Origin of the sequence: Corynebacterium doosanense CAU 212 = DSM 45436, from assembly GCF_000767055.1 — a bacterium.
Taxonomy (GTDB): Bacteria; Actinomycetota; Actinomycetes; order Mycobacteriales; family Mycobacteriaceae; genus Corynebacterium; species Corynebacterium doosanense.
The window spans coordinates 1,083,942-1,109,808 of the sequence record NZ_CP006764.1 but is presented as its reverse complement, the minus strand read 5'-3'; the positions used below and the strand labels follow the sequence as shown (position 1 = coordinate 1,109,808).

General features: G+C 66.7%; 30 protein-coding genes. 15 read left to right on the top strand and 15 right to left on the bottom strand.

Features of this window, described 5'->3' with window-relative positions; genetic code table 11:
• Positions 1 to 34: 34 nt before the first annotated feature.
• Positions 35 to 769, bottom strand: coding sequence for a type 2 periplasmic-binding domain-containing protein (locus CDOO_RS05515; RefSeq protein WP_018022240.1), 735 nt, complete (start codon positions 767 to 769; stop codon positions 35 to 37).
• Positions 770 to 833: 64 nt separating this feature from the next.
• Positions 834 to 1,346 carry a general stress protein gene (locus CDOO_RS05510; RefSeq protein ID WP_018022241.1) on the bottom strand — a complete coding sequence of 171 codons (513 nt, stop codon included), beginning with the start codon at positions 1,344 to 1,346 and terminating at the stop codon, positions 834 to 836.
• 137 nt (positions 1,347 to 1,483) lie between these two features.
• Here CDOO_RS05510 and CDOO_RS05505 point away from each other — a divergent pair, with 137 nt between their 5' ends.
• From CDOO_RS05505 to CDOO_RS05495, 3 genes are read left to right on the top strand one after another with little or no spacing between them, the layout of a single operon-like run.
• Positions 1,484 to 2,809, top strand: coding sequence for a magnesium transporter MgtE N-terminal domain-containing protein (locus CDOO_RS05505; RefSeq protein WP_018022242.1), 1,326 nt, complete (start codon positions 1,484 to 1,486; stop codon positions 2,807 to 2,809).
• On the top strand, positions 2,802 to 3,371 hold the full coding sequence (locus CDOO_RS05500) for a DUF1003 domain-containing protein (protein WP_018022243.1): 570 nt from the start codon (positions 2,802 to 2,804) through the stop codon (positions 3,369 to 3,371). The genes CDOO_RS05505 and CDOO_RS05500 overlap by 8 nt, the downstream gene beginning before the upstream one ends.
• Before the next feature lie 14 nt (positions 3,372 to 3,385).
• Complete coding sequence (locus tag CDOO_RS05495; protein WP_018022244.1) at positions 3,386 to 4,513, top strand: Mrp/NBP35 family ATP-binding protein; 1,128 nt, start codon at positions 3,386 to 3,388, stop codon at positions 4,511 to 4,513.
• On the opposite strand, the gene CDOO_RS05490 is transcribed toward CDOO_RS05495, so the two are convergent.
• The 3 genes from CDOO_RS05490 to sigE form a co-directional block, all read right to left on the bottom strand.
• Positions 4,506 to 5,039: a twin-arginine translocase TatA/TatE family subunit gene (locus CDOO_RS05490; protein WP_018022245.1), complete on the bottom strand. Its 534-nt coding sequence runs from the start codon at positions 5,037 to 5,039 to the stop codon at positions 4,506 to 4,508. The genes CDOO_RS05495 and CDOO_RS05490 overlap by 8 nt on opposite strands.
• A gap of 37 nt (positions 5,040 to 5,076) precedes the next feature.
• Positions 5,077 to 5,505, bottom strand: a complete 429-nt coding sequence (locus CDOO_RS14450) for an anti-sigma factor family protein (protein WP_018022246.1) — start codon at positions 5,503 to 5,505, stop codon at positions 5,077 to 5,079.
• Positions 5,506 to 5,596: 91 nt separating this feature from the next.
• Positions 5,597 to 6,223 carry an RNA polymerase sigma factor SigE gene (gene sigE / locus CDOO_RS05480; RefSeq protein WP_051064068.1) on the bottom strand — a complete coding sequence of 209 codons (627 nt, stop codon included), beginning with the start codon at positions 6,221 to 6,223 and terminating at the stop codon, positions 5,597 to 5,599.
• Positions 6,224 to 6,383: 160 nt separating this feature from the next.
• Between sigE and CDOO_RS05475 the strand changes: the two genes are divergently transcribed.
• Both CDOO_RS05475 and CDOO_RS05470 read left to right on the top strand, forming a co-directional pair.
• The gene (locus tag CDOO_RS05475; RefSeq protein ID WP_018022248.1) at positions 6,384 to 7,040 is read left to right on the top strand and encodes an O-methyltransferase; all 657 of its coding nucleotides are present in this window, start codon (positions 6,384 to 6,386) and stop codon (positions 7,038 to 7,040) included.
• Between the two features lie 66 nt (positions 7,041 to 7,106).
• Positions 7,107 to 8,495 carry an HNH endonuclease signature motif containing protein gene (locus tag CDOO_RS05470; protein WP_018022249.1) on the top strand — a complete coding sequence of 463 codons (1,389 nt, stop codon included), beginning with the start codon at positions 7,107 to 7,109 and terminating at the stop codon, positions 8,493 to 8,495.
• A gap of 70 nt (positions 8,496 to 8,565) precedes the next feature.
• On the opposite strand, the gene glgC is transcribed toward CDOO_RS05470, so the two are convergent.
• A complete protein-coding gene (gene glgC, locus CDOO_RS05465; protein ID WP_018022250.1) occupies positions 8,566 to 9,783 on the bottom strand; it encodes a glucose-1-phosphate adenylyltransferase in 1,218 nt (405 codons plus the stop codon).
• A 124-nt stretch (positions 9,784 to 9,907) separates the two neighbouring features.
• On the opposite strand from glgC, the gene glgA reads away from it, so the two are divergent.
• A complete protein-coding gene (glgA, locus tag CDOO_RS05460) occupies positions 9,908 to 11,080 on the top strand; it encodes a glycogen synthase (RefSeq protein WP_051064070.1) in 1,173 nt (390 codons plus the stop codon).
• A 34-nt stretch (positions 11,081 to 11,114) separates the two neighbouring features.
• Entirely contained in the window at positions 11,115 to 12,575 is a 1,461-nt protein-coding gene (locus CDOO_RS05455) for a GH32 C-terminal domain-containing protein (RefSeq protein WP_018022252.1), read from the top strand.
• A gap of 2 nt (positions 12,576 to 12,577) precedes the next feature.
• On the opposite strand, the gene CDOO_RS05450 is transcribed toward CDOO_RS05455, so the two are convergent.
• The 7 genes from CDOO_RS05450 to dapE are packed head-to-tail and all read right to left on the bottom strand — an operon-like array spanning position 12,578 to position 17,418.
• The gene (locus tag CDOO_RS05450) at positions 12,578 to 13,441 is read right to left on the bottom strand and encodes a methyltransferase domain-containing protein (protein ID WP_018022253.1); all 864 of its coding nucleotides are present in this window, start codon (positions 13,439 to 13,441) and stop codon (positions 12,578 to 12,580) included.
• A gap of 39 nt (positions 13,442 to 13,480) precedes the next feature.
• Positions 13,481 to 13,651 carry a DUF3117 domain-containing protein gene (locus tag CDOO_RS13570; RefSeq protein ID WP_081610366.1) on the bottom strand — a complete coding sequence of 57 codons (171 nt, stop codon included), beginning with the start codon at positions 13,649 to 13,651 and terminating at the stop codon, positions 13,481 to 13,483.
• A gap of 49 nt (positions 13,652 to 13,700) precedes the next feature.
• On the bottom strand, positions 13,701 to 13,982 hold the full coding sequence (locus tag CDOO_RS05445) for a hypothetical protein (protein WP_018022255.1): 282 nt from the start codon (positions 13,980 to 13,982) through the stop codon (positions 13,701 to 13,703).
• A gap of 4 nt (positions 13,983 to 13,986) precedes the next feature.
• The gene (locus tag CDOO_RS05440) at positions 13,987 to 14,715 is read right to left on the bottom strand and encodes a glucosyl-3-phosphoglycerate synthase (protein ID WP_018022256.1); all 729 of its coding nucleotides are present in this window, start codon (positions 14,713 to 14,715) and stop codon (positions 13,987 to 13,989) included.
• An 8-nt stretch (positions 14,716 to 14,723) separates the two neighbouring features.
• Positions 14,724 to 15,536 (bottom strand): dihydropteroate synthase, encoded by an 813-nt coding sequence (folP, locus tag CDOO_RS05435; RefSeq protein WP_038573720.1) that lies wholly within the window; start codon positions 15,534 to 15,536, stop codon positions 14,724 to 14,726.
• 26 nt (positions 15,537 to 15,562) lie between these two features.
• Positions 15,563 to 16,324, bottom strand: a complete 762-nt coding sequence (locus tag CDOO_RS05430) for an LOG family protein (protein WP_018022258.1) — start codon at positions 16,322 to 16,324, stop codon at positions 15,563 to 15,565.
• 2 nt (positions 16,325 to 16,326) lie between these two features.
• Positions 16,327 to 17,418, bottom strand: coding sequence for a succinyl-diaminopimelate desuccinylase (gene dapE / locus CDOO_RS05425; protein ID WP_018022259.1), 1,092 nt, complete (start codon positions 17,416 to 17,418; stop codon positions 16,327 to 16,329).
• 89 nt (positions 17,419 to 17,507) lie between these two features.
• Here dapE and CDOO_RS05420 point away from each other — a divergent pair, with 89 nt between their 5' ends.
• From CDOO_RS05420 to CDOO_RS13895, 8 genes are all read left to right on the top strand, one after another.
• Positions 17,508 to 18,425 carry a 2,3,4,5-tetrahydropyridine-2,6-dicarboxylate N-succinyltransferase gene (locus CDOO_RS05420; protein ID WP_018022260.1) on the top strand — a complete coding sequence of 306 codons (918 nt, stop codon included), beginning with the start codon at positions 17,508 to 17,510 and terminating at the stop codon, positions 18,423 to 18,425.
• A 10-nt stretch (positions 18,426 to 18,435) separates the two neighbouring features.
• Positions 18,436 to 19,845, top strand: a complete 1,410-nt coding sequence (locus tag CDOO_RS05415; RefSeq protein ID WP_018022261.1) for an amino acid permease — start codon at positions 18,436 to 18,438, stop codon at positions 19,843 to 19,845.
• A 53-nt stretch (positions 19,846 to 19,898) separates the two neighbouring features.
• Positions 19,899 to 20,867 carry a 2,3,4,5-tetrahydropyridine-2,6-dicarboxylate N-succinyltransferase gene (gene dapD / locus CDOO_RS05410; protein ID WP_018022262.1) on the top strand — a complete coding sequence of 323 codons (969 nt, stop codon included), beginning with the start codon at positions 19,899 to 19,901 and terminating at the stop codon, positions 20,865 to 20,867.
• A 52-nt stretch (positions 20,868 to 20,919) separates the two neighbouring features.
• Positions 20,920 to 21,684, top strand: coding sequence for a DUF3558 family protein (locus tag CDOO_RS05405; protein WP_018022263.1), 765 nt, complete (start codon positions 20,920 to 20,922; stop codon positions 21,682 to 21,684).
• A gap of 320 nt (positions 21,685 to 22,004) precedes the next feature.
• A complete protein-coding gene (locus CDOO_RS05400; protein WP_018022264.1) occupies positions 22,005 to 23,447 on the top strand; it encodes a TrbL/VirB6 family protein in 1,443 nt (480 codons plus the stop codon).
• A 93-nt stretch (positions 23,448 to 23,540) separates the two neighbouring features.
• Positions 23,541 to 23,792, top strand: a complete 252-nt coding sequence (locus CDOO_RS05395) for a helix-turn-helix transcriptional regulator (protein ID WP_018022265.1) — start codon at positions 23,541 to 23,543, stop codon at positions 23,790 to 23,792.
• Positions 23,789 to 24,265 carry a hypothetical protein gene (locus CDOO_RS05390; protein ID WP_018022266.1) on the top strand — a complete coding sequence of 159 codons (477 nt, stop codon included), beginning with the start codon at positions 23,789 to 23,791 and terminating at the stop codon, positions 24,263 to 24,265. The genes CDOO_RS05395 and CDOO_RS05390 overlap by 4 nt, the downstream gene beginning before the upstream one ends.
• A gap of 11 nt (positions 24,266 to 24,276) precedes the next feature.
• The gene (locus CDOO_RS13895; protein ID WP_018022267.1) at positions 24,277 to 24,441 is read left to right on the top strand and encodes a hypothetical protein; all 165 of its coding nucleotides are present in this window, start codon (positions 24,277 to 24,279) and stop codon (positions 24,439 to 24,441) included.
• Here the strand turns inward: CDOO_RS13895 and CDOO_RS05385 are convergent.
• Complete coding sequence (locus CDOO_RS05385) at positions 24,438 to 25,034, bottom strand: GtrA family protein (RefSeq protein ID WP_245616246.1); 597 nt, start codon at positions 25,032 to 25,034, stop codon at positions 24,438 to 24,440. The two genes, CDOO_RS13895 and CDOO_RS05385, sit on opposite strands and share 4 nt — an antisense overlap.
• Before the next feature lie 27 nt (positions 25,035 to 25,061).
• A complete protein-coding gene (locus CDOO_RS05380; protein WP_018022269.1) occupies positions 25,062 to 25,841 on the bottom strand; it encodes a pseudouridine synthase in 780 nt (259 codons plus the stop codon).
• Positions 25,842 to 25,867 lie beyond the last annotated feature (26 nt).

Here is a 25,867-nt window from a genome sequence, read left to right as displayed (position 1 = left end):
CGAAGGGGTGGGAGGAGCGTCGAGAAGCGGTCTTCTACCAGCGCTCGGCGTAACCGAGGCCGATGCCGTTGTCGGGGCCTGTCTCCACCTCGCCCGAGAGCTCGGCCTCGGACATCCACTGCGCCACGGCCTCGCTGACGGAGCCGGACTCGCGGGCGTTGTCCACCAGCTCGGTGAGCAGCTCGGTGGTGATGAATTTGGTGTAGCTGTCGAAGATCTTGCGCTCTGCGCCGTCAAAGACCGTCTTGGTGAACACCGGGACGATGTTCTGCGGGAGCTCCGGCGCCTCCGAGTCGGCGCAGCCCTGGGCACCGGACGGGTCCGTCGCCGTCACCTGGGCGGGCAGGGACGCCATGAGTGCGTCGTAGACCTCGGTGTTGATGGACACGTCATTGGGATTCGCGGAATCCGAGGCCTTCTCCGCGATCTCGTCAGCGGTGACGGGGGCCGTCTGCGCGAGCAGATCGCCGGTGCAGCCGATGATGAGGTCGGAATCTTCTTCGACCAGCTCGTCCACCTGACCGGTGGGCCCTGCCGCGGAGAAGACGGTGATGGAGGCGGATCGGCCCCTGTTGACGAGCGCCTGCGCGTAGATCTCCGCGAGCACCTTCTGCTCCACCGAATTCTGGGACACCCCGATGTTGACGGGTTTCACGCGGTCCGGGTTGATGTCCCGGTGCGGCTCCGCGCTGCTGCAGGAGGCCACCGCCACCGACGCCAACGCCACCGCCGCGACGGCGAGAACGTGCTGTCGGTGGCGGGTAGTCATGAAGATCAGAAGGCTCCTGCGTGAGAGGTCAACGCGGAGTACCCGCGTTCTCCCGGGGAGTCTACTACTGTCCGGCGCTGGTGCTGCCACCCGCCGAGCCGTCGGCCAGGCTCATCTGGGCGATCTGGTCGCGTGCGGCGGTGGCATGCTCGGGGGCGCTGATGACGTCGTACCGCCCGGCGACGATCTGGGTGGCGGAGGTGAAGTCGCGTTGGCCACCGGTGACGCCGTAGGAGATCGCGCCGAAGACCATGCCGAAGATGGCACCGACAATGACACCCCAGAGGATGGCCGGGAGGACCGGGCCACCGAGGATGCTGAACAGCAGACCAAAGAACAGACCCATCCAGGCACCCGACGCCGCGCCGCCGGCGAGCACGCGGCCCCAGGTGAGTCGCCCGGTGACCTTCTCCACCTGCACGAGGTCGACGCCGACGATGGAGAGGTGCTCGACGGGGAACTTGTTGTCGCTGAGCGTATCGACGGCCCGCTGGGCCTCCTGGTAGGTGCTGAAGCTGCCGACGGGCCAGCCGGCCGGGAGTTCGCGGGGCTGCGGGATGTTGTTGACGGTGGCCATGAGTGCGGTACCGGTCCTTTCGTAGAAGTCCTCTTTTGTAGTATCAACGAAGGTCACGGCCGATTTGTTCCCGGAGCAGCTCGGCGCTGATATCCGGAATCAGTGAAAATGGACCCCAGCGTCTAGGCTTTCCCACCATGAGTGGAGTCACCCGTGTATACGCCGGCAGGCTCGTCGGCCTCCAGGTCCGCGGCCCGGATTTTGAGATCATCGGTCGTGTCCGCGATGTGGTCATCAACGTCCGCCCCGGCGCCACCTCCCGGGCGATGGGCCTGGTCATCGAGCTGGTGAACAAACGCCGCATCTTCGTCCCCATGCTGCGCATCTCCGAGATCGAACCCGGTGACGTCACCCTCAACACCGGGTCAGTCTCCATGCGTGCCTTCTCCCCGCGCTCCGCCGAGCTCACCGTCATGGGTGACCTGGTGGGCTCCAAGGTCTCCACCGACGATCCCGACCACGCCGACCTGCACGGCGTAGGGCTGGAGATCGCGGACCTGGAACTCGAGCGCACCCGCACCCGTGATTGGGTGATCACCAAGGTCGCCGTCTTCACCGGCCGCACCCGCTTCGGCCGCTCCCCCAAGCTGCGCACCCTGCCGTGGCTGAGCATCGACGGCGTCGCGGGCTCCGTGGTCGAGTCGAACTCCTCGGTGTCCGACACGGTGGCCACCTACGAGGACATGCGCCCGGCTGACGCGGCCACGTCCTTCCAGGAGCTCAGCTCCGCCCGCCGCTCCCAGGTCGCGCGGGAGCTGTCCGACGAGCTGCTCGCCGACATCCTCGCCGAGCTGCCCGATGATCACCAGGCCCACCTGTTGGAGACCCTCGACATCGAACGCGCCGCGGACGTCCTTGAGGAGATGGACCCCGACGACGCCGCCGACGTCCTCCAGGAGCTCTCCAACGCCAAGGCCGAGGTGCTGCTCGGGCTCATGGACCCGGAGGAGTCCGCTCCCGTGCGCCGCATGATGAGCTTCGCCGACGACACCGTGGGCGCCCTGATGACCCCCGAGCCGCTCGTGCTGACCCCGCAGACCACGGTCGCCGAGGCACTGGCCCTGGCGCGCGACCCGGAACTGCCCACCTCGCTGGCCTCGCTGATCTTCGTCGTCCGTCCCCCCACGGCGACGCCGACCGGACCCTACCTTGGCTGCGTCCACCTGCAGAAACTCCTGCGGGAACCACCCTCCGAGCTCATCGGCGGGCTACTCGACGACGACCTGCCCATCCTCTACGCCACCGACTCCGAGGAGACGGCCGCGCGGTATTTCGCCACCTACAACCTCGTGTGCGGCCCGGTGCTCGACGACGACGGCCACCTGCTCGGCGCGGTCGCCGTCGATGACCTCATCGACCACCTGCTCCCCGAGGACTGGCGCGAGACCGGACTGCGCCCCGAGACCCGCGCAACGTCCAGTGCTTCCGGCCTGAACCCCACCCCGGAGGTGAACAATGGCTGATTACAAAGGCTCTGACCTGGATAAGCCGCTCAACGCCAAACGACGCAGTCTCTTCAACGTCAGCGACGACGCGGTCGGCGCCGGCGCGGAGGCGGTGGCCCGGTTCTTCGGCACCGGAACCTACCTCATGTGGCAGACGGTGTTTGTGGTCATCTGGATCGCCCTCAACGCCGGCGCCTGGTGGTGGGCGTGGGACCCGTACCCGTTCATCCTGCTCAACCTGGCCTTCTCCACCCAGGCCGCCTACTCGGCGCCCCTGATTCTGCTGGCCCAGAACCGGCAGGAGGACCGCAACAAGGTCCAGCTCGCCGCCGACCGCCGCCGCGACGACCTCACCAAGGCCGACACGGAGTTCCTCGCCCGCGAGGTCGCCAGCGTGCGCCAGTCCCTCGGCGAGACCGTGTCCCGCGACTACCTGCGCCGGGAGCTTGACGACGTCAAGTCGCTCCTCGAACGCATCGAGGCAAAACTCGACGACGCCGCCGCCGACGACAACGAGTCCGCCGCCGATCTGCACGAGCCGATCCAGGGCGATCTAGAAGAACGCTGGCGCCGCGGCTAAGATCAGCAGGCGATATGACTATTACTGAATCTGCTGTAGAAAGCGCGCTCTCCCGGGTCGACGACCCGGAGATCGGCAAACCCATCACCGAGCTGGGGATGGTGAAGTCCATCGAGGTCACCGGCGACGACGTCGCCGTCGAGCTCTACCTCACTATCGCCGGCTGCCCGATGAAGAGCACCATCGAGTCCAACACCCGGGCCGCACTCGAGGAGATCGAGGGCGTCGGCACCGTCTCCGTCGCCATGGACGTCATGAGCGACGAGCAGCGCAGGGAACTGCGCCGCTCCCTGCGCGGCGACTCCCCCGAGCCGGTGATCCAGTTCTCCCAGCCCGACTCCACCACGCGTGTGTACGCGGTGGCCTCGGGCAAGGGCGGCGTGGGCAAGTCGTCCATGACCGTCAACCTCGCGCTCGCTCTCGCGGCGAAGGGCCTCAGCGTCGGCGTGCTCGACGCCGACATCTACGGCCACAGCGTGCCGGGCCTGCTCGGTTCCACCCAGGGCCCGAGCGTGGTGGACGACATGATCCTCCCGCCCATCGCGCACGGCATCAAACACATCTCCATCGGCCACTTCGTCGAGGGCAACGCTCCCATCGTCTGGCGCGGTCCGATGCTGCACCGCGCGATCCAGCAGTTCCTCGGCGACGTGTACTGGGGCGACCTCGACGTCCTGCTCATGGACCTGCCCCCGGGCACCGGTGACGTGGCGTTGTCCGTGGCCCAGCTGCTCCCGAATGCCGAGCTGCTCATCGTCACCACCCCGCAGGCCGCGGCCGCCGAGGTCGCGGAGCGTGCCGGTTCCATCGTCCAGCAGACCCGCCAGCGCGTCGCCGGCGTGATCGAGAACATGTCCGCCATGGTGCTCCCGGACGGCACGGTCATGGACGTCTTCGGCTCCGGCGGCGGCCAGACCGTGGCGGATCGCCTCACCACGCTGACCGGCACCGATGTCGCGCTGATGGGTCAGATTCCGCTGGACCCGCAGCTGCGGATTCACGGCGACGACGGTCAGCCCGTGGTCGTCTCCGAGCCCGACTCCCCCGCGGCTAAGGCCGTGCGGGAGATCGCCGACCAGCTCGCGGTCCGCCGGGAATCCCTCGCGGGCAAGCGCCTCGGCCTGGGTGTGACCACTAAGTAATATCCGCCCAGGAGAACCCGCCCCCGGTCTCGAAATTGCCTTTGTTCCGCGGCTTATCGACGCCCTGCTCACGGGGCTGAGGCTGCGCCGCGGGCTGGGTTTGCTGCTGAGATTGCTGGGCCTGCTGGGCCGCGCGGGATTCCAGGGCATCGGCCTCCCGGCGGAGCCGGCGCGCAGCCTGCGCGGGTGTCTCCGTGGTCGGGTTGACCCCGGTCGAGGAGATGATGCGACGAGGGTCGAAGTCATCGAGGGCCTGGTCATCGCCGTCGAAAAGCGCCTTAGTGATGGCCCGGCGGGGTCCCATCCGGCCCCATTCCGCCGCCTGGGAGATCGGGGCGCGCAGTTCGCTGAACTCCTCGCCGAATTCGCCGTCAAGTTCGGCGCGGGCGTTGGCGATGGCTCGGCGCGCCGCGAAAATGGCGGCGCGAACGTCCTTGATCACGCCGGGCAGCCGCTCCGGGCCGATGATGATCAGCGCGAGTACGAGGAGCGCGGCAATCTCGCCCCAGCCGATATTGTCAAACACATCTACACCCTAGTACCCGGGTCGGAGCGCGGAGGAGTCAGCGCTGGCCCTTGCCCTGCATCTTGCGGATTGTCCTGATCATCGTCTCCACCCGGTCCATGAAGTCCTCGGGGCGGGCAACCGGGGTGGCATCGGCGTCCGGGCCGGGGCCGAGATTGGCATTGGCGATGCCCGCGAGCCTGGCCAGCAGATCCTCCGGGGCGCGGACGTGCGCGGAGAGGTTGCATCCGCGCAGCATTTCCGAGGCACCCCGCTGTCCGTGCACCTCGGCTCGGCATTCGGGGCACTGCACCACGTGAACCCGGGCCCGGTGCGCCGCAGACGGGGTGAGTTCCCCGTCGACGAATGCAGCCACGGCTTCGTGGCTGAGGTGCTCGACCGAGGAGAACTTCTTCGGCCGATTCCTCGTGGGTCGGCGCTGGCCGCCGATGACGGACGTCCGCCTGCCTTCGATGGGCGAGACCATGGTGTCAGATACCTCCTTGCGAGCAACGTCGGACTTTCGTCCCAATTTGCCTACGCCCGTCAGCCTACAAAATTCACCGACGGCATGCCGCTCACCTCGTCGGGAGCAGGATCTTTGCTTCGTCGTCGCGCTCGGCGGCGGCTTCGATGTAGGCGCGCAGCTGGCTCCGGCCACGGTGAATGCGGGAGCGCACCGTGCCCATCTTCACGCCGAGGGTGTCGGCGATCTCGTCGTAGCTCATGCCCACCACGTCACAGAGCACCACGGCGACACGGAACTCGGGGCTGAGTTCGTCGATCGCCGCCTGCAGGGTGGGGTCGAGTCGGGAGACCGTGAACTGCTGTTCCGGGGTCATGTCGGTCCCGGCGACGCGCTCGTAGTCCTCGGACAGCGTCTCCATGCGGATCTTCGCGCGGTGGCGCACCATGTCGAGGAAGAGGTTGGTGGTGATGCGGTGCAGCCACCCCTCGAACGTTCCAGGCTGGTACTTCTTCAGCGAGCGGAACACCCGCATGAAGGTCTCCTGGGTGAGATCCTCTGCGTCGTGTTTGTTGCCCGACAGGCGGAAGGCCAGGCGGTACACGCTGTCCGCGTGTTCCGTGACGAGCTCGCCCCACGACGGCATTGTTCCCAAACCGGCGTCGAACGCCGCGGTCCCGGACAGCTCATCGGCGGTCCCGTAATCGCTTGCGGCAGCAGGCTCGGTCGGTACATCCATGGGTTCTATTGTGGACCATAACGTGGACAAAAACCAGACGGGCGACTGTGCATCCACTGTGAACATTCGCCCAATGAACTACATGCACTTGTGCACCATCTGCCCCACTCCGCCACGCCTTCCCGGGAGCGCCTCCCCCCGGCCCCTACACTGACGCATTGTGACTGATACGGCGAACGCGGCCACCGCCGCACAGACGGAATACATCCTCGCGACCACACTCCCCGACGAGGTGATGCGCGAGACGCGCGATGACGCGACCGAGTTCGGGCTGGAAGCTCCCGACGAGATCACCGGCCAGCTCATCTCCACCCTCGCGGCGGTGGGCAGCGCCTCCAAGAGCTCTGGCGCCGTCCTCATCACCCCTGCGGCCGGAGTCGTGGGTCTCTACGCGCTCCGTGGCCTGGGCGAGCGGCAGACGGTGACGTGCATCGACCCCGAAGCCGAGCACCAGACCCATGCCAAGGAGGCCTTCCGGTCCGCGGGATTCAGCCCCTCCCGCGCACGCCTGCTCCCGTCCCGCCCCCTCGACGTCCTGGGCAGGCTCGCCGGTGGCTCCTACCACCTCGTCTACGTCGATGTCTCCCCGCTGGACCTGCCGGCCGCGCTCGAGGCAGCGGTTCCCCTGCTCACCGTCGGCGGGTCCATCATGGTGGTGAATTCGCTTCTCGACGGCACCATCGCCGACTCGACGCGACGCGACCGCGACACCGCCGGCGCGCGCGAGGCCGATGAGCTGGCCCTTTCCCTGGAGAACATGGTGGTCTCCCGGCTGCCCCTCGGCGGCGGCGTGACACTGCTGACCCGGGGGGCCTGAGTTTGTTCGAATCTTTGTTCGAATAAACGGTCGTTGGTGTCCCGCGTGTAGTTTATTATCGAACGCGTGAACGACACCAGGATCTCCCTCCTCGTTGACCAGATAGACACCGCGCTGCGCGAGCTCGCGGACGTCATGACCGATCCCACGTCCCTCCATTTCGAGACCGACCACCCGCAGTTCGAACGGCTTGAACGATCCCTCGAGCAGAAATCCGGCATCGATGCCGCCTTCGCTTGGGCGGCCGACATGCATCACGCCGGCGGCAAGGTCGGATCCTCCCGCTCCACGGACTATCTCGTCCAGCGTCTGGGCCTTTCCCGCAGCGAGGCGCTGACCCGCCTCCAGCGCGGCAGAGCCCTGTTCGACCCTCCTTCGGGATCTCCTCCCCCGCCCGCCGCCGACGAGACCGAGCAGCGCGCGGCCGCCGCCCGGGCACGCCGAGAGAAGAAGGCCCAGGCGGAGGCCCGACGCAAGCAGGCGTCCGCCGAGAAACGCCGGATCATCGACTCAGCCCTCGAGGTTCTACACGAGGACGCCGACCCCGGCTATCACGAACTGCTCAACAAAGCCCTCACCTATTCCGAATTCCACGCCGTAGACCACCTGCGCGACTGGATCCGGGAACAGGTCCGCCTGGCCAACCTCGCGGTGGACCGACTGATCCGACACAACATCGCCTTCGACAAACGCCGGATCTCCTTCAGCAATCCCGACGCCAACGGAGGCATCCACGTGCACATGTACCTGCCCTCGGACGCCGCAGCCGTGCTCTCCGAAGCCATCAACCCCGCTCGCAGCCAGCTCCTCGAGGGATCAGACCTTCAGGTCGACGATCCGTTGACCTGGAATCAGCGGATGGTCAACCTCCTCGTCGCCATGTGTCGGGATTTTCTCAACACCAAGACCCCGAACCTCAAGGGCGTGGGATCCATCGTCGTGTCCATGACCATGGCGGAGCTGGAGAACATGTCTCCCGGCGACGTGTTTCCCACCAACACCGGGCACCTGGTGGACCCCTTCGCCCTGATCCGGCTCGGGGAGGCCACCTCCGACTTCTTTGTCGTGCACGGCAGCGGAGGCGAGCCCCTCCACGCGGACACGGGCAAACGCACCACGAGCCTGCGTCAGCGGATCGCGCTCTTCGCCAGCGAGCTGGTCTGTTCCGCAGAGGGTTGTGAACGGCCCATGAACCAGTGCCAGGTCCACCACATCCTGCCCCATGCCCAATCGGGACCGACCGACATCGCCAACCTCACCCAGCTGTGCTGGGGGCACCACCGGGACAACAACGACCTGCGCAACCCGCTCTCCCCCTTCGGCTGGGCCGACCGCGACCCACATTCCGGACGGGTCGGAACCAGGCGCGACGCCTCGTCACCGGTGCACGTGAACGACTCCCCCGCTGCGGCCAGGTCGGGCGGCGCGAAGATCCGTGCCCGTTACCCGGCATAACTCGGCGGGGCCAATGCAACGACAACACCCGCCGTCCCGGGGAGGGACGACGGGCGCGGGGCTGAGGAGATCAGACGACCTGGTTCTTGCCCACCACGACAACGCCGCCGTCAGAGACCTTGAAGCGAGCCTCGTCGCGGGAGGGATCCATGCCCACGATCTCGCCCTCGCTGACGACCACGTTCTTGTCCAGAATGGCGTGGCGCACGACCGCGTTCTTGCACACCCGCACACCCGGGAGCAGCACGGAGCCCTCCACGGAGGCGCCCTCCTCGATGATGACGCCGGTGGCCAGCACCGAGTTGCGGACCGTGCCACCGGAGATGATCGAACCAGGCGCCACCATCGACGACTGCGCGATACCGCCCTGGACGAACTTCGCGGGGGGCAGGTTGGAGTCGTCCGTGGCGTGGATCGGCCAGCGGTTGTTGTAGAGGTTGAAGATCGGGTGCACCGAGATGAGGTCCATGTGGGCCTCGTAGTAGCTGTCGATGGTGCCGACGTCGCGCCAGTAGCCGGCGTCGCGGCTCGTCGACCCGGGGATCTGGTTGGCGGAGAAGTCGTAGACGTGCGCGTCATTCAGCCCGACGAAGTAGGGAATGATGTCGCCGCCCATGTCGTGCTTGGAGTCCTCGTTCGACTCGTCGCGCAACAGCGCGTCGACCAGCGCCTGGGTGGTGAAGATGTAGTTGCCCATCGACGCGTAGGCCTCGTCCGGGTTGTCCGGGGTGCCCGGTGGGTCCGACGGCTTCTCCAGGAACTCGGTGATGTCCCCCTCGTCGTTGGCCTGGATGACACCGAACGCGGTGGCGTCCTCGCGCGGGACGCGAATGCCGGCGACGGACGCGGACTTGCCGGATGCGATGTGCTCCTCAAGCATCTGCGAGGGGTCCATCCGGTAGACGTGGTCTGCGCCGAAGACGATGACGTAGTCCGGCTTCTCGTCGTAGATCAGGTTGAGCGACTGCACGATGGCGTCGGCCGAGCCGGTGTACCAGCGCTTGCCGCGGCGCTGCTGCGCGGGAACGGAGGCGATGTACGACGAGACCGGGCCGGAGATCGACCACGACTGGGAGATGTGGCGGTCGAGGGAGTGGGACTTGTACTGAGTCAGCACCGCGATCTTGGTGAATCCGGCGTTGACGAGGTTCGACAGGACAAAGTCGACGAGGCGGTAGGTTCCACCGAACGGAACGGCGGGTTTTGCGCGGTCCTCGGTGAGGGGAAAGAGGCGCTTTCCCTCGCCGCCGGCAAGGACGATGGCAAGTACATTCGGCTGAGTCTTCACGCCCCCAACTTAAACCCGTTCGATTTCTTTTGCACGGGATATCGCCAACGCACGGTTTCCCTCGCCCCGCGCTACCCCCGCAGGCGCCGACACTCGGCCGGATTCGTCATTACGCTCGGAGGGCATGAGAGCCGGAATGATGACCAGAGAATATCCGCCCGAGGTCTACGGCGGCGCCGGGGTCCATGTCACCGAGCTGACACGATTCCTCAGGAAGCTCGACGACGTCGAGGTTGACGTCCACTGCATGGGTGCACCCCGCTCCGAGGAGAACGTCTACGTCCACGGGGTCGATCCCGAGCTCGCCGATGCCAACGGCGCCATCAAGACCCTCTCCACCGGCCTCCGGATGGCTGACGCGGCCACCGGACTGGATGTCGTGCACTCGCACACCTGGTACGCGGGGCTGGGTGGTCACCTCACCGGCCGGCTGTACGGCATCCCCCACATCGCCACAGCCCACTCGCTCGAGCCCCACCGCCCCTGGAAACGAGAGCAGCTGGGTGGCGGGTACGACGTCTCGTCCTGGTCCGAGCGCAACGCCATGGAGTACGCCGACGGCGTCATCGCTGTCTCCGCGGGCATGAAGGACGCGATCCTGAATGCTTACCCGGCAATCGCCGAAGACAAGGTCCACGTCATCCTCAACGGCATCGACACCGAGTTGTGGACACCCCAGCAGACCTTCACGGACGAATCCTACCTGACTTCGGTCGGCGTCAACCCGGACCGCCCGATCGCCGCCTTCGTCGGCCGCATCACCCGCCAGAAGGGCGTGGAGCACCTCATCAAGGCCGCGATGGACTTCGACGAGGACGTCCAGCTCGTGCTCTGCGCCGGTGCCCCGGACACGCCTGAGATCGCCGCCCGCACGGAGGCCCTGGTTGAGGAGCTGCGCGCGACCCGCGACGGTGTGTTCTGGATCAAGGATCACCTGCCCCCGGAGCAGATCAAGGAGATCTACACGGCCGCCGACGTGTTTGTGTGCCCGTCGATCTACGAGCCGCTGGGAATCGTCAACCTCGAGGCCATGGCCTGCGAGACCGCCGTGGTCGCCTCGGGCGTGGGAGGCATCCCCGAGGTCGTCGCCGACGGGGAGACCGGAACACTCGTCCACTACGACGAGAATGACGCCGTGACCTTTGAGAAAGACCTCGCCGAGGCGGTTAACGCTATGGTGGCCGATCGTGACCGCGCCGCGCGCTTCGGCGTGGCCGGAAGGCAGCGGGCCGTGGATCAGTTCTCCTGGGAGACCATCGCCCAGCAGACCGCCGACCTGTACCGCTCACTCATCTGAGACCCCGAGACGTCGAAAGTACGAGATTTTTCTTATGCCAGTCCAGTACCGACCCGAGCTCCACGTCACCGCCGAAACGGGAGTGCTCAACGCACCCGCCGGGGTGCTTCGCGACGGCGATTCGTGGCACGTCTTCTACCAGTTCCAGCCGAAACTGAATTCCCCGCAGCGCTGGGGGCACGTCATCAGTCAGAACGGCCCCTTCGACTGGGACGAGTGCGACGACGTGCTCGCCCCCGCAGGCGGGGAAACCGACCTGCGTGCGGGATCGGTGGTCACCAATGACGGCGGGGCCGACCTCTACTTCACCTCGGTCACCGCGGCCGGCACGAGCATCCAGCTGGCCCACATGGGTCTCGTCGAGGACATGTGCGACGTCTCGGACGATCCCTCCAGCCTGGACGCGACCGTCAACCGGGTGTCCCGCGCGGTCAACGACCAGAGCGGGTTCAGCAACTTCCGCTCCCCCTGCGTCGTCCGCGACTGGTGCTCCGACGACGACCGCGGCCAGGGCCACGACGGGTGGCTGATGCTGGCCGTCTCGGGCTCGACGGAGGATCCCCGACTGGTCACCCTGACCAGCCCGGACGGGAGGGACTGGTCCCTGACTGGGCCGCTGCAGTTCCGCGGCGACCACGGGATGGACTCGTTGACAAACATCGTTTCCCCCCGCATCATCCGCCTGCGCGACGAGGTGGCCGGAGAGATCTACGACGTCCTCCTGCTCACCATGGAGCGCGACGGGGTCGACCACTCGGGTTACCTGGTGGGCGAGCTGACCGGCGGAGAGTTCGCCGTGACCACCCCGTTCACCCGCCTGGACCACGGCTACGACTTCACCCGGCCGCGCAACACCAACTACGCTCCCGGCACCATCGCCGCGGAGAAGCTCTACGATCAGTCGGTCATCTTCGGCCTGCTCAATGGCGTGGGCCGACAGGACGAGTCCGCGGAGCACCTGTCCATCCAGCACAGCGACTGGGCCAACGTGCTGTCGCTGCCCCGCGTGCTCACCCTGCAGGGCGGGCAGATCTTCCAGACTCCCTACCGCGGCACCCTCGATGCCGTGGCCTCCTCGAACCGGGCGCAGTCGTGGGTCGCCACCGGCGAGATCCCCGAGGGATCCTCCCTCACCCTCGACCTGAAGGACGCGGACGGCAACGTCGCGTTCCGCGTCACCCACAGCGGGGACCGCCTATCCGTGGATCGCTCGATGAACGAGTTCCATTCCGGGGACGAGCCCATGAGTGTCGACCTGCGCGAGGGAGACTCGGACACCCTCACCGTCATCGTCGACGGCTCCACCGTGGAGGTGTTTGCCGACGGCGGCCAGGTGGCTCTCGCCTCTCGTGTATACATCAAGGGCGGGAAGGCCGAGTTTGTGGTCCGCACCGAGGGCGACGCAGTGATCCACCGCTCCTTCACCAACGTCTCGTCAGCCGGCCGGGAAGATCTCCTGGCCGACATCGAGGACCACGAGGCCTACGGCGAGTAGCGCTACTCGGCCTTCTTCAACCGCGTGAGGTGGGCGCGCGCGGTCACGGTCATCGTCTCTGAGAGCTCGGCCACCCGCTCGTCCAGATCGGTGATGTGCCGGGCCGAGGGGCTCATGCCCACCTGTGCGGCGATTGCGTACTTGTCCAGCGTCATGGCAAATTCCAGGGGCTGCGGCGATCCGACGATCTCCAGGTGGCCCTCGGCCTGTTCCTTCAGCCGGGTGAGTTTGCCCTCCTCGACGCCGATGATGCCCAGGGGCTCGCGGAGCTCATCGAGGTGGCCTGCGGCCGGGGTGAGCACGACCACCTGGCCGCCGGGCTTGAGCAGCCGGGCGAATTCCGCCGGGTTGCGCGGGGCGAAGACCACGGAGATGACGTCGCAGGAGGCGTCGCGCAGCGGGATGGACTCCCAGGCGTCGGCTACCACGCAGCCGAGGCGCGGGTGGGCCTTGGCCAGCGACTTGGCGGCGGACGTCGACACGTCCAGCCCCACTCCCCGGGCGCCGCGGACGGCGTCGAGGGTGTGGGAGAGGTAGTAGCCCGTGCCGGCGCCGACCTCGAGGATGACCGGGGAGGCGTCGTCGGGGACGTGGGCGTCGTCCAGCACGTCGAGTACCGCGGAGGAGACCGCCTCCACGAAGGGTGCAAAATGACCGCCAGCGAGGAACGCCTCGCGGGCGGCGATCATGTCGGCAGAGTCGCCCTCGTGCCGGAGGCCGCGGCCGCCGACCAGGGTGACGTACCCCTGTCGGGCGATGTCATAGCTGTGCCCGGTTTCGGAGATCAGCCGGGTCTTGTCGTCCGATTCAGAGAGGGCGGAGCCGTCCGCGGGGTCGGCGAGCACATTCACGATGTCCGAAAGCATGCGCTTAAGCCTACCCAGCGACCCCGCCGGCGAGGGAATCTACTCCCCGGCGGCCTCGACGAGCAGCTTGCCCAGCTCGCCAGCCTCTTCCTTGGACATCTCCACCACCAGGCGCCCGCCCCCATCGGCCGGAATGCGGGTGACAATCTTGCGGCTTTCCTCGACGGCTTCCATCGGGCCACTGCCGGTACGCGGCTTCATTGCTGCCATGAGTAGGTGCTCCTTGTTTGTCCGGAAAATTTGTCTAGCCCGTCCTAGTTTAGACCTTTTTGCCGGCTTCCTGGTTCGCCTGCGCCAACTTCCATGTCAGGTGAGCGATGACATCGTCGACCTGTTCCGGACGATAACCCCTGGGTACGAGCTCGAACTGGATGTCGTCGACCTCTCCCCGGCCGACGGCGCGGCGGTTGTCCTCCCGCACGGTGTCGGTGTCGTCGATGGGCGGCAGGACCTCGCCACGCCCGAGGACGGCGCCCCAGAACCACGTGCCCACGATGATGAGCGCGAGCAGGACGACGATCAGCAGGATCCAGGACAACATGGGATCAGATCCTATCGGACAGTGGCGGGCGCTCGCCCGGAAAACCCGCGTGTGTGAGGCCCGCACGCTGCAGCAGCACCGCCGCCACGGTCTCGGCCATGGGGGAAAGCTCGCTGAGCGGGCGGTTGCGGTGGCGTCGCGGTGGCAGCTGGGCCTCGCTAATCGACGCCCTCCCCCACCTCCCGCTGACGTTCACGAGCAGCCCCGCCTCCACTCCGTATCCCGCCACAAACGGCAGTCGCAGGGCCGAGCTGCGCCTGATCGCGTATTCTCCGGCGAGCGGCTGGTCGATGTCCGCCAGCTCCGGGTGCAGCAGCCTGATCAGGGGTTTCGCAGTGAGCTCGGTGACCCGGCCACCGCCGGCGGAATCGTCTCCGAGCAGGCGGGCGTAGGAGGCCTTGACCAGGTGGATGTCCGGGTCGGTGAACGGGGCGGCGAGGGTGTGGATCATGCCGGCGGGTGGGTCCACCAGGTCGGCGTCGACAAAGACGACCACGTCACCGCTCGCCGCGGCCACCCCGCGCCACAGGGACTCGCCCTTGCCGGGGATCGGCTGGAGCTCAGGGAACACGTCGCGCCAGTTCACCACCCGGGCACCGGCGCGGGCGGCCACCGCGGCGGTGTTGTCCGTCGAATCAGCGTCGATGACGATGACCTCGAAAGGGGCGTCGATAAGCACGGTGCGCACCACGCCCGCGACCGTGGCCTCCTCGTTGAGCGCCGGAATGACCACCGACACCCTCACGCGAGGCCCCGCACGGTGTTGAGCGGGGCGTGGGTGCCGGCAATGGCGGCGGTCATGCGGAGGACATCGACGGTCTCGCGCACCTCGTGGACGCGGAAGGCGGCGACCCCGCGGGCGGCCGACCAGGCCGTGGCCGCGAGGGTGCCGGGCAGGCGCTCGCCGACGGGGCGGTCGGTGGTCTCGCCGATGAAGTCCTTGTTGCTCAGGGCCATGAGCACGGGCCAGCCGGTGGCGACGATCTCGTCGATGCGGCGCAGCAGTTCCAGGCCGTGGAAGGTGTTTTTGCCGAAGTCGTGGGTCGGGTCGATGAAGACGCGGGCCTCGGGAACTCCGCAGGACACCGCGCGCTCGGCCAGCGTGGTGGTCTCGGCGATGACGGAGGCGACCACGTCGTCGTAGTGCACCCGGTGCGGGCGGGTCCGGGGGACGGCGCCGCCGGTGTGGGAGCACACGTAACCCACCCGGAACTGGCCGGCGACCTCGACGAGCTCGGGGTCGTAACCCGCCCAGGTGTCGTTGATCAGGCCGGCACCCGCGGCGATGGCCTCCTCGGCCACGGACGCACGCCAAGTGTCCACCGAGATGGTCACGCCGGGGTGGCGCTCGGCGACAGCGCGGATGACCGGCAGGACTCGGTCCGCCTCCTCGGACGCAGAGACCTCGGAACCCGGACCGGCCTTGACCCCACCGACGTCGACGATGCTCGCGCCCTGCTCGACCACCTCGTCGCAGCGCTGGAGCGCCTCGTCGATGCCGAAGGTCACGCCCCTGTCATAGAAGGAGTCGGGGGTCCGGTTGACGATCCCCATCACCTGGGCCAGGGGCACCTCAGCACTCAATCGCGCAGCCGCCCGTCGGTCATCGTCTGGTGTTTGTCCACGATGTAGCGCACCGTCTCCTCCGGGGAGTCGGTGACCAGGAAGAGGTCCAGGTCGCCGTCGGAGATGAGCCCCATGGCCAGCATGCGCTCGCGCATCCAGTCCACCAGCCCGCCCCAGAACTCGGTGCCGACCAGGACGATGGGGAAATTGGTGATCTTGCCGGTTTGCACCATGCACAGCACCTCGAATAGCTCGTCCATCGTGCCGAAGCCACCCGGCAGTGCGACAAACGCCTGCGAGTACTTGAGGAACATGGTCTTGCGCGCGAAGAAGTACCGGAAGTTGATGCCCAGGTCGACCCAGGTGTTGAGGCTCTGCTCGTGCGGCAGCTCGATGCCCAGGCCCACCGACAGGCCGTCGGCCTCGGACGCGCCGCGGTTGCCTGCCTCCATGAGGCCCGGTCCGCCGCCGGTGATGACGGCGTATCCGGCCTCGGTGAGCCCCTTGCCCACCGCCACTCCCTGGCCGTACTCGGGCGTGCCCTCGTTCAGACGCGCGGAGCCGAAGACGGTGACGGCCTTGGGCAGGCTGGACAGCGCGTCGAATCCGGAGACAAATTCGCTCTGGATGCGCAGGATGCGCCACGGGTCGGCGTGCTGCCAGTCGTGGTCGGATCCGAGTTCGAGCAGGCGCTGGTCATAGGTGGAGTCCTGCTGGCCGCCGTCGTTACGCACGAGGACGGGCCCGCGCAGTGTGCGATTCTTGTCGGTGGCCATGATTATCCTTCGTTGCTCGAGGTCAGGAATGTCCGCAGTACGTCCGCCACGTGGGTGATCTGGTCGACGGGACACTGTTCGTCCGGCTTGTGGGCATAGCCCGGGTCGCCGGGGCCGAAGTTCACGGCCGGAATGCCCAGGGTAGAGAAGCGGGAGACGTCCGTCCATCCGAACTTGGCACGAAATTCTCCGCCGACGGCGGCTACCAGTTCGGCCGCGGCGGGCTGGGAAAGGCCGGGTAGCGCCGCTGCGGCGACGTCGTCGACCTCGACGCTTATCGACGCCTGCTCGCCCAGTACCTCGTTGAGGTGCGCCATCGCGTCCTCCACGGAGCGGTCGGGGGCGAAGCGGAAGTTCACCAGCATCTCCGCGGAGTCGGGGATGGTGTTCGTGGCCACGAAGGAGTCGAGTTTGACCACGTTGATGCCCTCGCGGTACTCGCACCCGTCGATGGTGACCCGGCGCGGCTCGTACTCATTGATGCGGGTGAGCACCGGGGCGAGGAGGTGCGCGGCGTTCTCCCCCAGCCAGGCGCGGGCCGAGTGCGCGCGGGTGCCGTGGGCGGTGACCCGGACGCGGATGGTGCCCTGGCAGCCGGCCTCGATGATGCCGCCGGAGGGCTCACCAAGCAGGGCCACATCGCCGGTGAGCCAGTCGGGCAGCTCAGATTCGACGAAACCCAGCCCGTTGTACTCCGTGGACACCTCCTCTCCCTCGTAACAGACCAGGGTGATGTCGCGGGTGAGGTCCTCGGAGGCCGCGAGGGTGGCGAAGGCGTTGAGGTACACTGCCAGGCCCGTCTTCATGTCCACGGCGCCGCAGCCGTGGAGGATCCCGTCGCTCAGCCGGTGCGGGGTGTTGTCCGCCAGCGGCACGGTGTCGATGTGCCCGGCGAGGATCACCCGGGATCCCAGTCCCCGGTTGGTCCTGGCCAGCACCGTGTTCTTGATCCGTGCGGTCTCGGCGCCGTCGATACGCGAGAGTGCGTCGAAGATCGCATCGGCGATCTCCTGCTCATGGTGGGAAGGGCTCTCGATGTCGATGAGATCCGCGGAGAGCTGGACCGGGGACGAGGTGAGGTTGAGGGAAGTCACAGTCACCCACGTTAGGGCACGGGGCCGTTGCCAGTATCTTGGACTCCATGCCAATGGGTGCGGTCGCCGAAGGAATTGCCAGTATCGCCATGGACGGGAGCGTCCTGGACACGTGGTACCCGTCCCCGGAAGTGGTGGACGTCTCCGGGCTCGCCCCGGGAACCCGCAGGCTGGGGGCCGCCGACATCCCCACGCGCCTGCTGCGGCTGGTCTACCGCGACGACGACCGCCAGGTCGAACAGGTCGCCGTACGCACTGTCATCTCCGACCTGGCGGCCCAGCCCGTCGATGCCCACGACGTGTACCTGCGCCTGCACCTGCTCTCCCACCGGCTGGTGCGCCCGCTGGAGATCAACCTCGACCAGGCGATGCACCTGCTCACCACCGTCGTGTGGACCAACAAAGGCCCGTGCCTGCCGGACAACTTCGAGGCGCTGCGCACCAGCCTGCGTTCGCGCGGGATCATCCACGTCTACGGGATCGAGAAGCTGCCGCGGATGGTGGACTACGTCGTGCCGTCGGGGGTCATCATCGCCGAGGCCGAGCGGGTGCGACTGGGTGCGTATCTCGCGCCGGGCACGCGCGTGCTGCGGGAGGGTTACGTCTCCTACAACTCGGGTTCCCTGGGCGCGGCGCGGATCGAGGGGCGCCTGGCGTCCTCCGCCGTGGTCGGGGAAGGGTGCGACATTGGCCTGTCCTCCGTGGTCATCTCCACCCGCCGGCCCTCCGGGGCACGTTTCCCCATCGAGGTCGGCCGGGACTGCCACATCGGCGTCAGCGCGGGTGTCAACGGCATCAGCCCCGGCGAGGCCTGCTCGATCGGGCCGTCCATCATCATCGATCCGGGCACCCACCTCTACGACGTCTCCCTCGGGCAGGTGGTCACGGGGCGCGCCCTCGACGGCCAGTCCAACTGGCACGTGCGCCGCGAGGCCGGCTTCGACGTCCCCACCGTGCGCTGGTCCAAACCCTGGCCTCAGTCCCGGGCGGGCGAAACGGCAGGATAATCTCAGGTTCATGAGTTCACCCATCTCCCCCGAAGCTCCAGGACGCGCCGAGCCGGACACCAACAGTCTGGGCAGCGGCCTCAAGACACGTCACCTGACCATGATGGGCCTCGGCTCCGCGATCGGCGCCGGCCTCTTCCTCGGCACCGGCGTGGGCATCGAGACCGCCGGCCCCGCCATCCTGCTCGCCTACATCATTGCGGGCATCCTCGTCGTCCTCGTCATGACCATGCTCGGCGAGATGGCCGCGGCCCGCCCGTCCTCGGGAAGCTTCTCGACGTACGCCCGCCAGGCCTTCGGTCACTCCTCCGGCTTCCTCCTCGGCTGGCTGTACTGGTTCATGCTGGTCATGGTCATGGGCACCGAGCTCACCGGCGCCTCCGCCATGATGGGCGGGTGGTTCGGGGTCGATCCGTGGATCCCCGCCCTGGTGTGCGTGGTGTTCTTCACCATCGTCAACTTCGCCGCGGTCAAGGGCTTCGGCGAGTTCGAGTTCTGGTTCGCCTTCATCAAGATCGCCGTGATCGTCGCGTTCCTCGTCATCGGCGTCCTCCTCTGGCTGGGCGTACTGCCGGGCCACTCCTTCGTGGGCCTCTCCAACGTCGACGGGGTCGGATTCGCCCCCAACGGCATCCCGGGAATCGCCGCCGGCCTCCTCGCCGTCGCCTTCGCCTTCGGCGGCATCGAGCTGGTCACAATCGCCGCCGCCGAGTCCGAGAACCCTGCCGAGTCCATCGCCACCGCGGTGCGCTCGATCATCGTCCGCATCTCCCTCTTCTACCTCGGCTCCGTGGCCGTCATCGTGCTGCTACTGCCCTACGAGACCATCTCCGACGCCGAGACCGCCGCCGAGTCCCCCTTCACCCGCGTGCTCGCGCTGGCCAACATCCCTGGCATCGTCGGCTTCATGGAGGCCGTCATCGTCCTGGCCCTGCTGTCGGCCTTCAACGCGCAGATCTACGCCACCTCACGCCTGATCCACAACCTCTCCGAGCAGCGCGACGCGCCCGCCATCTTCCGACGCACCAACGCCGAGGGTGTCCCCCGCAACGCCGTGGTCCTGTCCATCATCTTCGCCTTCCTCTCCGTCGCGCTGATGTGGTGGAACCCGCCCGGGCTCCTGGGCTTCCTGCTCAACGCCGTCGGCGGCTGCCTCATCGTCATCTGGATCATGATCACCCTGAGCTACCTCAAGCTCCACCCCGAGCTCGAGGCCAACGGTGAACTGTCGACGGTGCGTTTCGCCGGATACCCGTGGCTCGGCTGGCTCACGCTCGCCGGTCTCCTCGGCCTGACGGCGCTCATGCTCTTCGACCCCTCCGCCCGCGGACAGATCGTCTCCGTGGTGGCCATCGTCACCGTGCTCCTGCTGCTCTCCCTCCTGACCCGCGGCAAGGCTGCCGAGGTAACGCAGCATTAGGCCCTAGACTCCCACGTGTTTCCTGTAGTCGAACGAACGGACCCCGATCCAGCATGACCACTGCTTTCGCCCGAGGACTCGCCACCGTCACCCACGACGGGACCGTCCTGGATGTCTGGTACCCCGCCCCCAAACTCAACGAGGCGGTCACCGCCACCGGAACCGAGCGCCTGACGGAAACCCCGCAGCAGTTCGCGGCCCTGGTCGGGCCCGACGAGGACCGCGGCGTTGCCCGCGTCGCCGTGGAGACCTCCATCGCCTCCCTGGATGAGGCGCCCGTCGACGCCTACGACGCCTACCTGCGCCTGCACCTGCTCTCCCACCGGCTGGTCAAACCCCACGGCCAGAACCTCGACGGCATCTTCGGCCTGCTCACCAACGTGGTGTGGACCAACTACGGCCCCTGCTCCGTGACCGACTTCCAGATGGTCCGCGGACACCTCGCCGGACGCGGCCCCGTCACCGTCTACTCCGTGGACAAGTTCCCCCGCATGGTCGACTACGTCGTCCCCACCGGCGTGCGCATCGGCGATGCCGACCGCGTCCGCCTCGGTGCCCACCTCGCCGAGGGCACCACGGTGATGCACGAGGGCTTCGTGAACTTCAACGCCGGCACCCTGGGCAACTCCATGGTCGAGGGCCGCATCTCCGCGGGCGTCGTCGTGGGCTCGGGTTCCGACGTGGGCGGCGGCGCCTCCATCATGGGCACCCTCTCCGGCGGCGGCAAAGAAACCATCTCCATCGGCAAAGGCTGCCTGCTCGGCGCCAACTCCGGCATCGGCATCTCCCTCGGCGACAACTGCGTCGTCGAGGCCGGCCTCTACCTCACCGCAGGCACCAAGCTCTCCGTCTTCGGCGCGGTGGCCGAGGCACTTGACGTGTCCAACGGCGACTCCGTCAAGGCCGCGCTGCTCTCCGGCGCGTCCGGGGTGCTCTACCGACGCAACTCCGTCTCGGGTGCCGTCGAGGCCTCCCCACGCACCGGCTCCGTCGAGCTCAACGAGGCACTGCACGCGAACTAGCTTTCCGCGCCGGCCCTCGCAGCCCCTTCCGCCTGTTGGCGGGAGGGGCTTTTTGCCAGCTATCGACGCACATTTCAATGGGCACGCTCACAAGGAAACCTTTTCGACGTTCCGGCAGTCTAAGTATTTGAAGCTGATCAACAGCAGCTTCAGGCGGCACAAAAATCGGGGGATTGTCGTGGACGGATGGAAGCGCGCGTGGGCCACTGCGCTGCTCGTTCTCATCGGGGGGCTGACCGCGTGCTCAGGGGGCACGCCACTCAGCGGGACATCCGACACCACGGCTGAGGTTTCGGGGGAAACCAGCGAAGAACCTGTACCGGCGGACCTCCCGCCCGGGTTCTTCCTCAGCGGGGAATTCGTGGAGTTACGGCCCTACGACGTCAACGATCCAAACGTGAAATGGATCAAACCATGCACCGAAATTCCGGAAGAGGTTCTCGGGGGGACCGGGTTGGATCTGGAGTTTTCGGTGGATGACGGGTTTGCGGATATGTGGACTTGTAGTGCTGAAGTTGAGGGCCTGGATAACTGGGGAACTTCCATATCGATTACGACTGGACCTACGCCAGTCAGCCAGTTCGTGGATGCGGGGCTCGCTGTGGATGGGATCAGTTCTACGTTGGTGCCGCAAGCGGTGGCGCATCAGATCTTTGGCGGCGGCGAGGCCCTTTGTTCTGTTTCGGTGGATACTGCGCGCGGATACTTCTCAATCAGCGCGCTTGATTACGACGAGACCAAACCATTCTTGCCCAAATGCGAACTTGCAAAGGCGCAGTTCGAATCTATTTATAGCCAGCTTCGGGGGAAGCAATGACACAACTTTCTGTCCAGTATGACTCTTTGTTTGACGCAGCATCCAGCATCGCTCGATTACAAGAATTCGCCAGCAACGGCTTAAGGATCGCCGGTGGAGCACCCATGGGGGCAAACTATTCGCCGGCCGCAGGATTCACCCAATTGGGATCCATCCACGGTCTTTCCCTAAAGTCAGCCCCAGGATCCGCATCCGATGTGTTCAAAACACTAGGCAGCGAACTCGGAACAGTCAGTCAAAACCTTCGGACCACCGGCGGTGCCTTCGCCGCCCAAGACTCCACCGCCTCGGTCGCATTCGACTTAGCTGACACCGGCGGCATGGTGCAGCGCAGCGTCGAGAAGCTTTCTGCGCGTGACACGACCGGAACGAGCCCGCTCCACAAGGAACCCGTGCTCGTCGCGCCGGATATTTCCGTGACCACCCTCCTGGGAAAGCTGACTGCCAGCAATAGTGGCGCGGCCGTCGCTTCGCAGGGAATCTGGAACGAGCTCGCACTCCGGACCGCTGACATCGCGGAGGGGATGTACGGCCTGGCGAACTACATCGGCGGCAGTAATTCTGGCGCAGCCCCCGATGCGATCGGGGCTCGGCTTCGCAATGTCGCGGCGCGGACCAGGGTGATCTCGGGAAACTCGGGGATTTTCCAGAACAACCTCGGGGCTCTGGAGTCCTTCCGGACGGAACGCACCGCCAACGTCGCAACGGCGAAGGCGTCCCTGGACGCGATGCGCGCGACCGGCCCAGAGGGGATGGCCGCAGCGGAGGTTGCGGAGAAGATGTTCCTGCTGCAGTACGCCGCAACCACGCAGGCGTCGTTGACCGGGCTGATCCCCCCGGTCGTCAATCTCACCACGCCTGATCTGGCCAACCCTGGACAATCCCTCGACATCGGGATGAACGAAGTCCCTGGCACGGGAATGCGCTACTCCACCAACGGGGTCGTGGTTCCCCAGGCTCTCGCGGACCAGGTCCTGGACTACGCCGCGAAGAACCCGGGGAGTTTCGAAGCGATCAACAGCGTCACCCGCGACATGGCTTCACACGCGGGAGGCGACCTCGATCAGGGGCTGTTCAGCCCGCAGGGAATAGGTACCGAGGCGGCCACGACCACGGGCGGCTTCCCGCCTGCTCCCACGCTCGGGGGCGCAGGTCCTGCTTCGACGGGTCTGACCCCGTCACTCGCCGCCTCCCCATCGGGCGTGAGCAATCCCGGGTTGGCAGCCCTCAACGGCGCGGGAGCCGGGCTCACACCCCTCTCCGCTCCGGGTGTTGGTGTCACTGGAACCCGCTCGTCCACGGCTCACCAGCCCGCGGTCGGAACCGGGGGTGTCGCAGGCCAGCGGGGAGGCGCAGGAATCGAGGCACTGCCCGGAAATGCCCGGTCGCTGAACTCTTCCCTGCGCTCCGGCCCCATCGGCGGCTCGGCCTTCGGCGCCGGCCAGGGATCCGCGGCAGCACCCAATGGTGAAGGTGAAGCAGCACGTCGCTCACCCGGCCCGGCCACTGCGTCCAACTCGCCGTCGGCGTCCGGCAACTCCGCGCAGCAGGGACGAGCAACCGGAGGCTCCTCCCCCGCCATGGCCAACAGTGGGCGCGGTGCAGCGAAAGAGAACAAACGGAGCAAGGTCCGCTCGGTGGTCTCGCAGGTCGAGCGGGAAGGTAACCTCCGGGATCTTCTCGGCCAGAAGAAAGCGGTCGTGCCCGGAGTCATCGGCGACTGGGTAAGGGAGGATCCCGCGCTCGCCGGCCAGGAGCGATAGCGGGCACTGTTGTTCGGATGGCGGGGTTGACAACTATCCTTTACACTTGAGCGTGGAAAGTCGACATTCCACGCACGAAGGATTCCACCCGCCATGACCACAGCACCTCCCACCTCCCCGCAGAGATCCGAACGCGGTGACCAGCCCAACATGGTGCGCAAGTACCGCCGCTGGGCCGAGCTGTCCCAGGCCACGCTCGCTGAAAAGGCGGGGGTCTCACGTCAGACCATCGCCAACATCGAGAAGGGCAACTACTCCCCCTCGGTGCACCTCGCGCTGAACATCTGCCGGGAGCTGGGAAAGACCGTCGAAGAAGTATTCGGCGACGAACAGGAGAACCGATGACCTACACCGACCAGCTCATTGATCGATACGACCAGACCGTCGACGACGAATACGAGCGCCTGGTGCTGCACCGCGCATCATCCGTGTCTGTCCGAGCCATCTATTTTGTCACCCTGATCCTCATGGCCGTGCTGGCCTGGGTTCTCCCCGGCCTCCATTCGCTGTGGGCGTTCACCCTGTTGCTGCCGCTGGCGGTAGGCGAGTTTGTCGCTCAACGGTGGATGTCCACACGAACCGCCCGCCCGCGGGCCCTGGAGCCCGCACCGGGTGAGATCGTCTTCATCGCCGTGACCCTCATGATCGCGATCTTCGGCTACGGGCATGGAGCGGGGATGCTCACACCCGGATTTATCGCCGGCGCACTGGTCGGCGGAGCCATCGGCATGATGGGCGGAATTCTGGCGGTGCGAAAGCGTATGAGCCAGCGCCGCGAAAAGGACACCGCCCGCCTCAACGCGGACCTCGACGACTAAACTCCGAAACCATGAACCGCACCATCGCACTGATCATCGTTGCCGTCATGGCGCTCGCCGTCATCGGCAATGTCGTTCTCCACGGGCCGAACTGGGTGGCCCTTATCTTCATCGCCATCGCCGGCGCCGCGGTGGCTTTCAGCCGGAACGACCAGGGAGAGCCGGAAGCCGCCTAGTGCGGGGGCACCTCGACGATCGCCTGGACAGGCGCGCGTCGGAAAGCCCACACCTTGTTGATGAGGAAGTTCACCGGCATCGCCGCCAGGATGGAGATGGCCGAGGCCCAGTAGAACTTCGTCCGCAGCCCGCTGGAGTCGTCGAAGATGTCGGAGGGCAGAGCGATGGGTGAGGTCGGGTTCATCAGCAGCGTGACCATGACCTGGCTGATCGCCAGAGAGACCAGGCCGGTGGTGAGGAACGGGAAGAAGCCGCGCAGCCAGGACTTCTTGGAGATCCCCTTGAAGGTCCACATCCGGTTGAGCTGGTAGTTCCACGTGTTGGCCACGAGGAACGCCACGAACATGAAGACGTGGTACCAGCGGATGTTCCACTGGGTGCCGAAGAGGTTGGCAAACACGTCGTGCTCGGAAAAGCCCCCCGCCCCGGCGAGTTTGGTCACCAGGTAGATCACCGCGAGGTTGACCACCGTGCCGGAGCCGCCGACGATGCCGAACATGACAAACTGCCGCATTCCGTTCATCAATCGCACAGTCGAGCTGCGTCGAACTGCGGAGCTGCCGTCGTCGGGCATGGGGGTGCTGTCGGTCATGAGCCTCGTCCTATGAATTACCTAAAGTCATTCGATTCTATCGGGCAATGACCGCAAACTACGAAAGGCGCGGGGCTCGCCGGACAACGGATCGTTAAAAGCCAGCTCCCTAGCCAGCAGATGCAGCGGCGAGGAGAAATCTCGAAGGTTCAGGCCCCGGTCAATCGGATACGTGTCGTCCCCGAGAATCGGTGCGCCGAGGTGGTTTGCCACCACCCGTAACTGATGGGTGAATCCGGTCAGCGGCTCCAGCTCGACAAATGAACCGCGGTTGCGCACGAGCGTCACGGTCTCGGTCCCTCGCGTATCGACGACCACCTGCCTGCTCCCCTTCCGCTTGAGCAGGGGCAGTCGCACTTCCCCATCGGCAACCGGACCGCTGAGGTGGGCCTCGTAGCGTTTGAACACCCGTCGAGAAGCGAAGAGCTGCTGGTAGCGGCCCCGAGTCGTGGGGTCGACGGAACAGAGCATCACCCCGGCGGTGAGCCGGTCGAGGCGGTGCAGCACCGTCACCTGCTCGCCGAGATCGCGGCGCAGGCGGGTCTGCAGCGTCTCGCGCTGGATGCGCCCGTTGGCGGTGGTGGGCAGGAAATGCGGTTTGTCCACCACGAGCAGGTGCTCATCGCGGTAGAGCACGGTGTAGTCGAACGGGATCGGCTCCTCGTCCGGGACGGCGGGGAAGGTCCACGCGGGCACGGCGTGCGGCAACGCCGAGCCGGGAGGAAGCAGGGTGCCCGGGGCAAAGGGCGAGTCCCCGGCCCGCGCGGCCCAGTACTCCCCCTCCGGAACCGTCCCGGAGAGCGTCACTTTGCGGGCGGTGAGGCCCTCACGCG

Coding starts and splice junctions, on each gene's coding strand:
- CDOO_RS05515 (WP_018022240.1), bottom strand. CDS start 769: ATGACTACCCGCCACCGACAGCACGTTCTCGCCGTCGCGGCGGTGGCG.
- CDOO_RS05510 (WP_018022241.1), bottom strand. CDS start 1,346: ATGGCCACCGTCAACAACATCCCGCAGCCCCGCGAACTCCCGGCCGGC.
- CDOO_RS05505 (WP_018022242.1), top strand. CDS start 1,484: ATGAGTGGAGTCACCCGTGTATACGCCGGCAGGCTCGTCGGCCTCCAG.
- CDOO_RS05500 (WP_018022243.1), top strand. CDS start 2,802: ATGGCTGATTACAAAGGCTCTGACCTGGATAAGCCGCTCAACGCCAAA.
- CDOO_RS05495 (WP_018022244.1), top strand. CDS start 3,386: ATGACTATTACTGAATCTGCTGTAGAAAGCGCGCTCTCCCGGGTCGAC.
- CDOO_RS14450 (WP_018022246.1), bottom strand. CDS start 5,505: ATGGTCTCGCCCATCGAAGGCAGGCGGACGTCCGTCATCGGCGGCCAG.
- sigE (WP_051064068.1), bottom strand. CDS start 6,223: ATGGATGTACCGACCGAGCCTGCTGCCGCAAGCGATTACGGGACCGCC.
- glgA (WP_051064070.1), top strand. CDS start 9,908: ATGAGAGCCGGAATGATGACCAGAGAATATCCGCCCGAGGTCTACGGC.
- CDOO_RS05455 (WP_018022252.1), top strand. CDS start 11,115: ATGCCAGTCCAGTACCGACCCGAGCTCCACGTCACCGCCGAAACGGGA.
- CDOO_RS05450 (WP_018022253.1), bottom strand. CDS start 13,441: ATGCTTTCGGACATCGTGAATGTGCTCGCCGACCCCGCGGACGGCTCC.
- CDOO_RS13570 (WP_081610366.1), bottom strand. CDS start 13,651: ATGGCAGCAATGAAGCCGCGTACCGGCAGTGGCCCGATGGAAGCCGTC.
- CDOO_RS05445 (WP_018022255.1), bottom strand. CDS start 13,982: ATGTTGTCCTGGATCCTGCTGATCGTCGTCCTGCTCGCGCTCATCATC.
- folP (WP_038573720.1), bottom strand. CDS start 15,536: ATGGGGATCGTCAACCGGACCCCCGACTCCTTCTATGACAGGGGCGTG.
- CDOO_RS05430 (WP_018022258.1), bottom strand. CDS start 16,324: ATGGCCACCGACAAGAATCGCACACTGCGCGGGCCCGTCCTCGTGCGT.
- CDOO_RS05420 (WP_018022260.1), top strand. CDS start 17,508: ATGGACGGGAGCGTCCTGGACACGTGGTACCCGTCCCCGGAAGTGGTG.
- CDOO_RS05415 (WP_018022261.1), top strand. CDS start 18,436: ATGAGTTCACCCATCTCCCCCGAAGCTCCAGGACGCGCCGAGCCGGAC.
- dapD (WP_018022262.1), top strand. CDS start 19,899: ATGACCACTGCTTTCGCCCGAGGACTCGCCACCGTCACCCACGACGGG.
- CDOO_RS05400 (WP_018022264.1), top strand. CDS start 22,005: ATGGTGCAGCGCAGCGTCGAGAAGCTTTCTGCGCGTGACACGACCGGA.
- CDOO_RS05395 (WP_018022265.1), top strand. CDS start 23,541: ATGACCACAGCACCTCCCACCTCCCCGCAGAGATCCGAACGCGGTGAC.
- CDOO_RS05390 (WP_018022266.1), top strand. CDS start 23,789: ATGACCTACACCGACCAGCTCATTGATCGATACGACCAGACCGTCGAC.
- CDOO_RS13895 (WP_018022267.1), top strand. CDS start 24,277: ATGAACCGCACCATCGCACTGATCATCGTTGCCGTCATGGCGCTCGCC.
- CDOO_RS05385 (WP_245616246.1), bottom strand. CDS start 25,034: ATGACCGACAGCACCCCCATGCCCGACGACGGCAGCTCCGCAGTTCGA.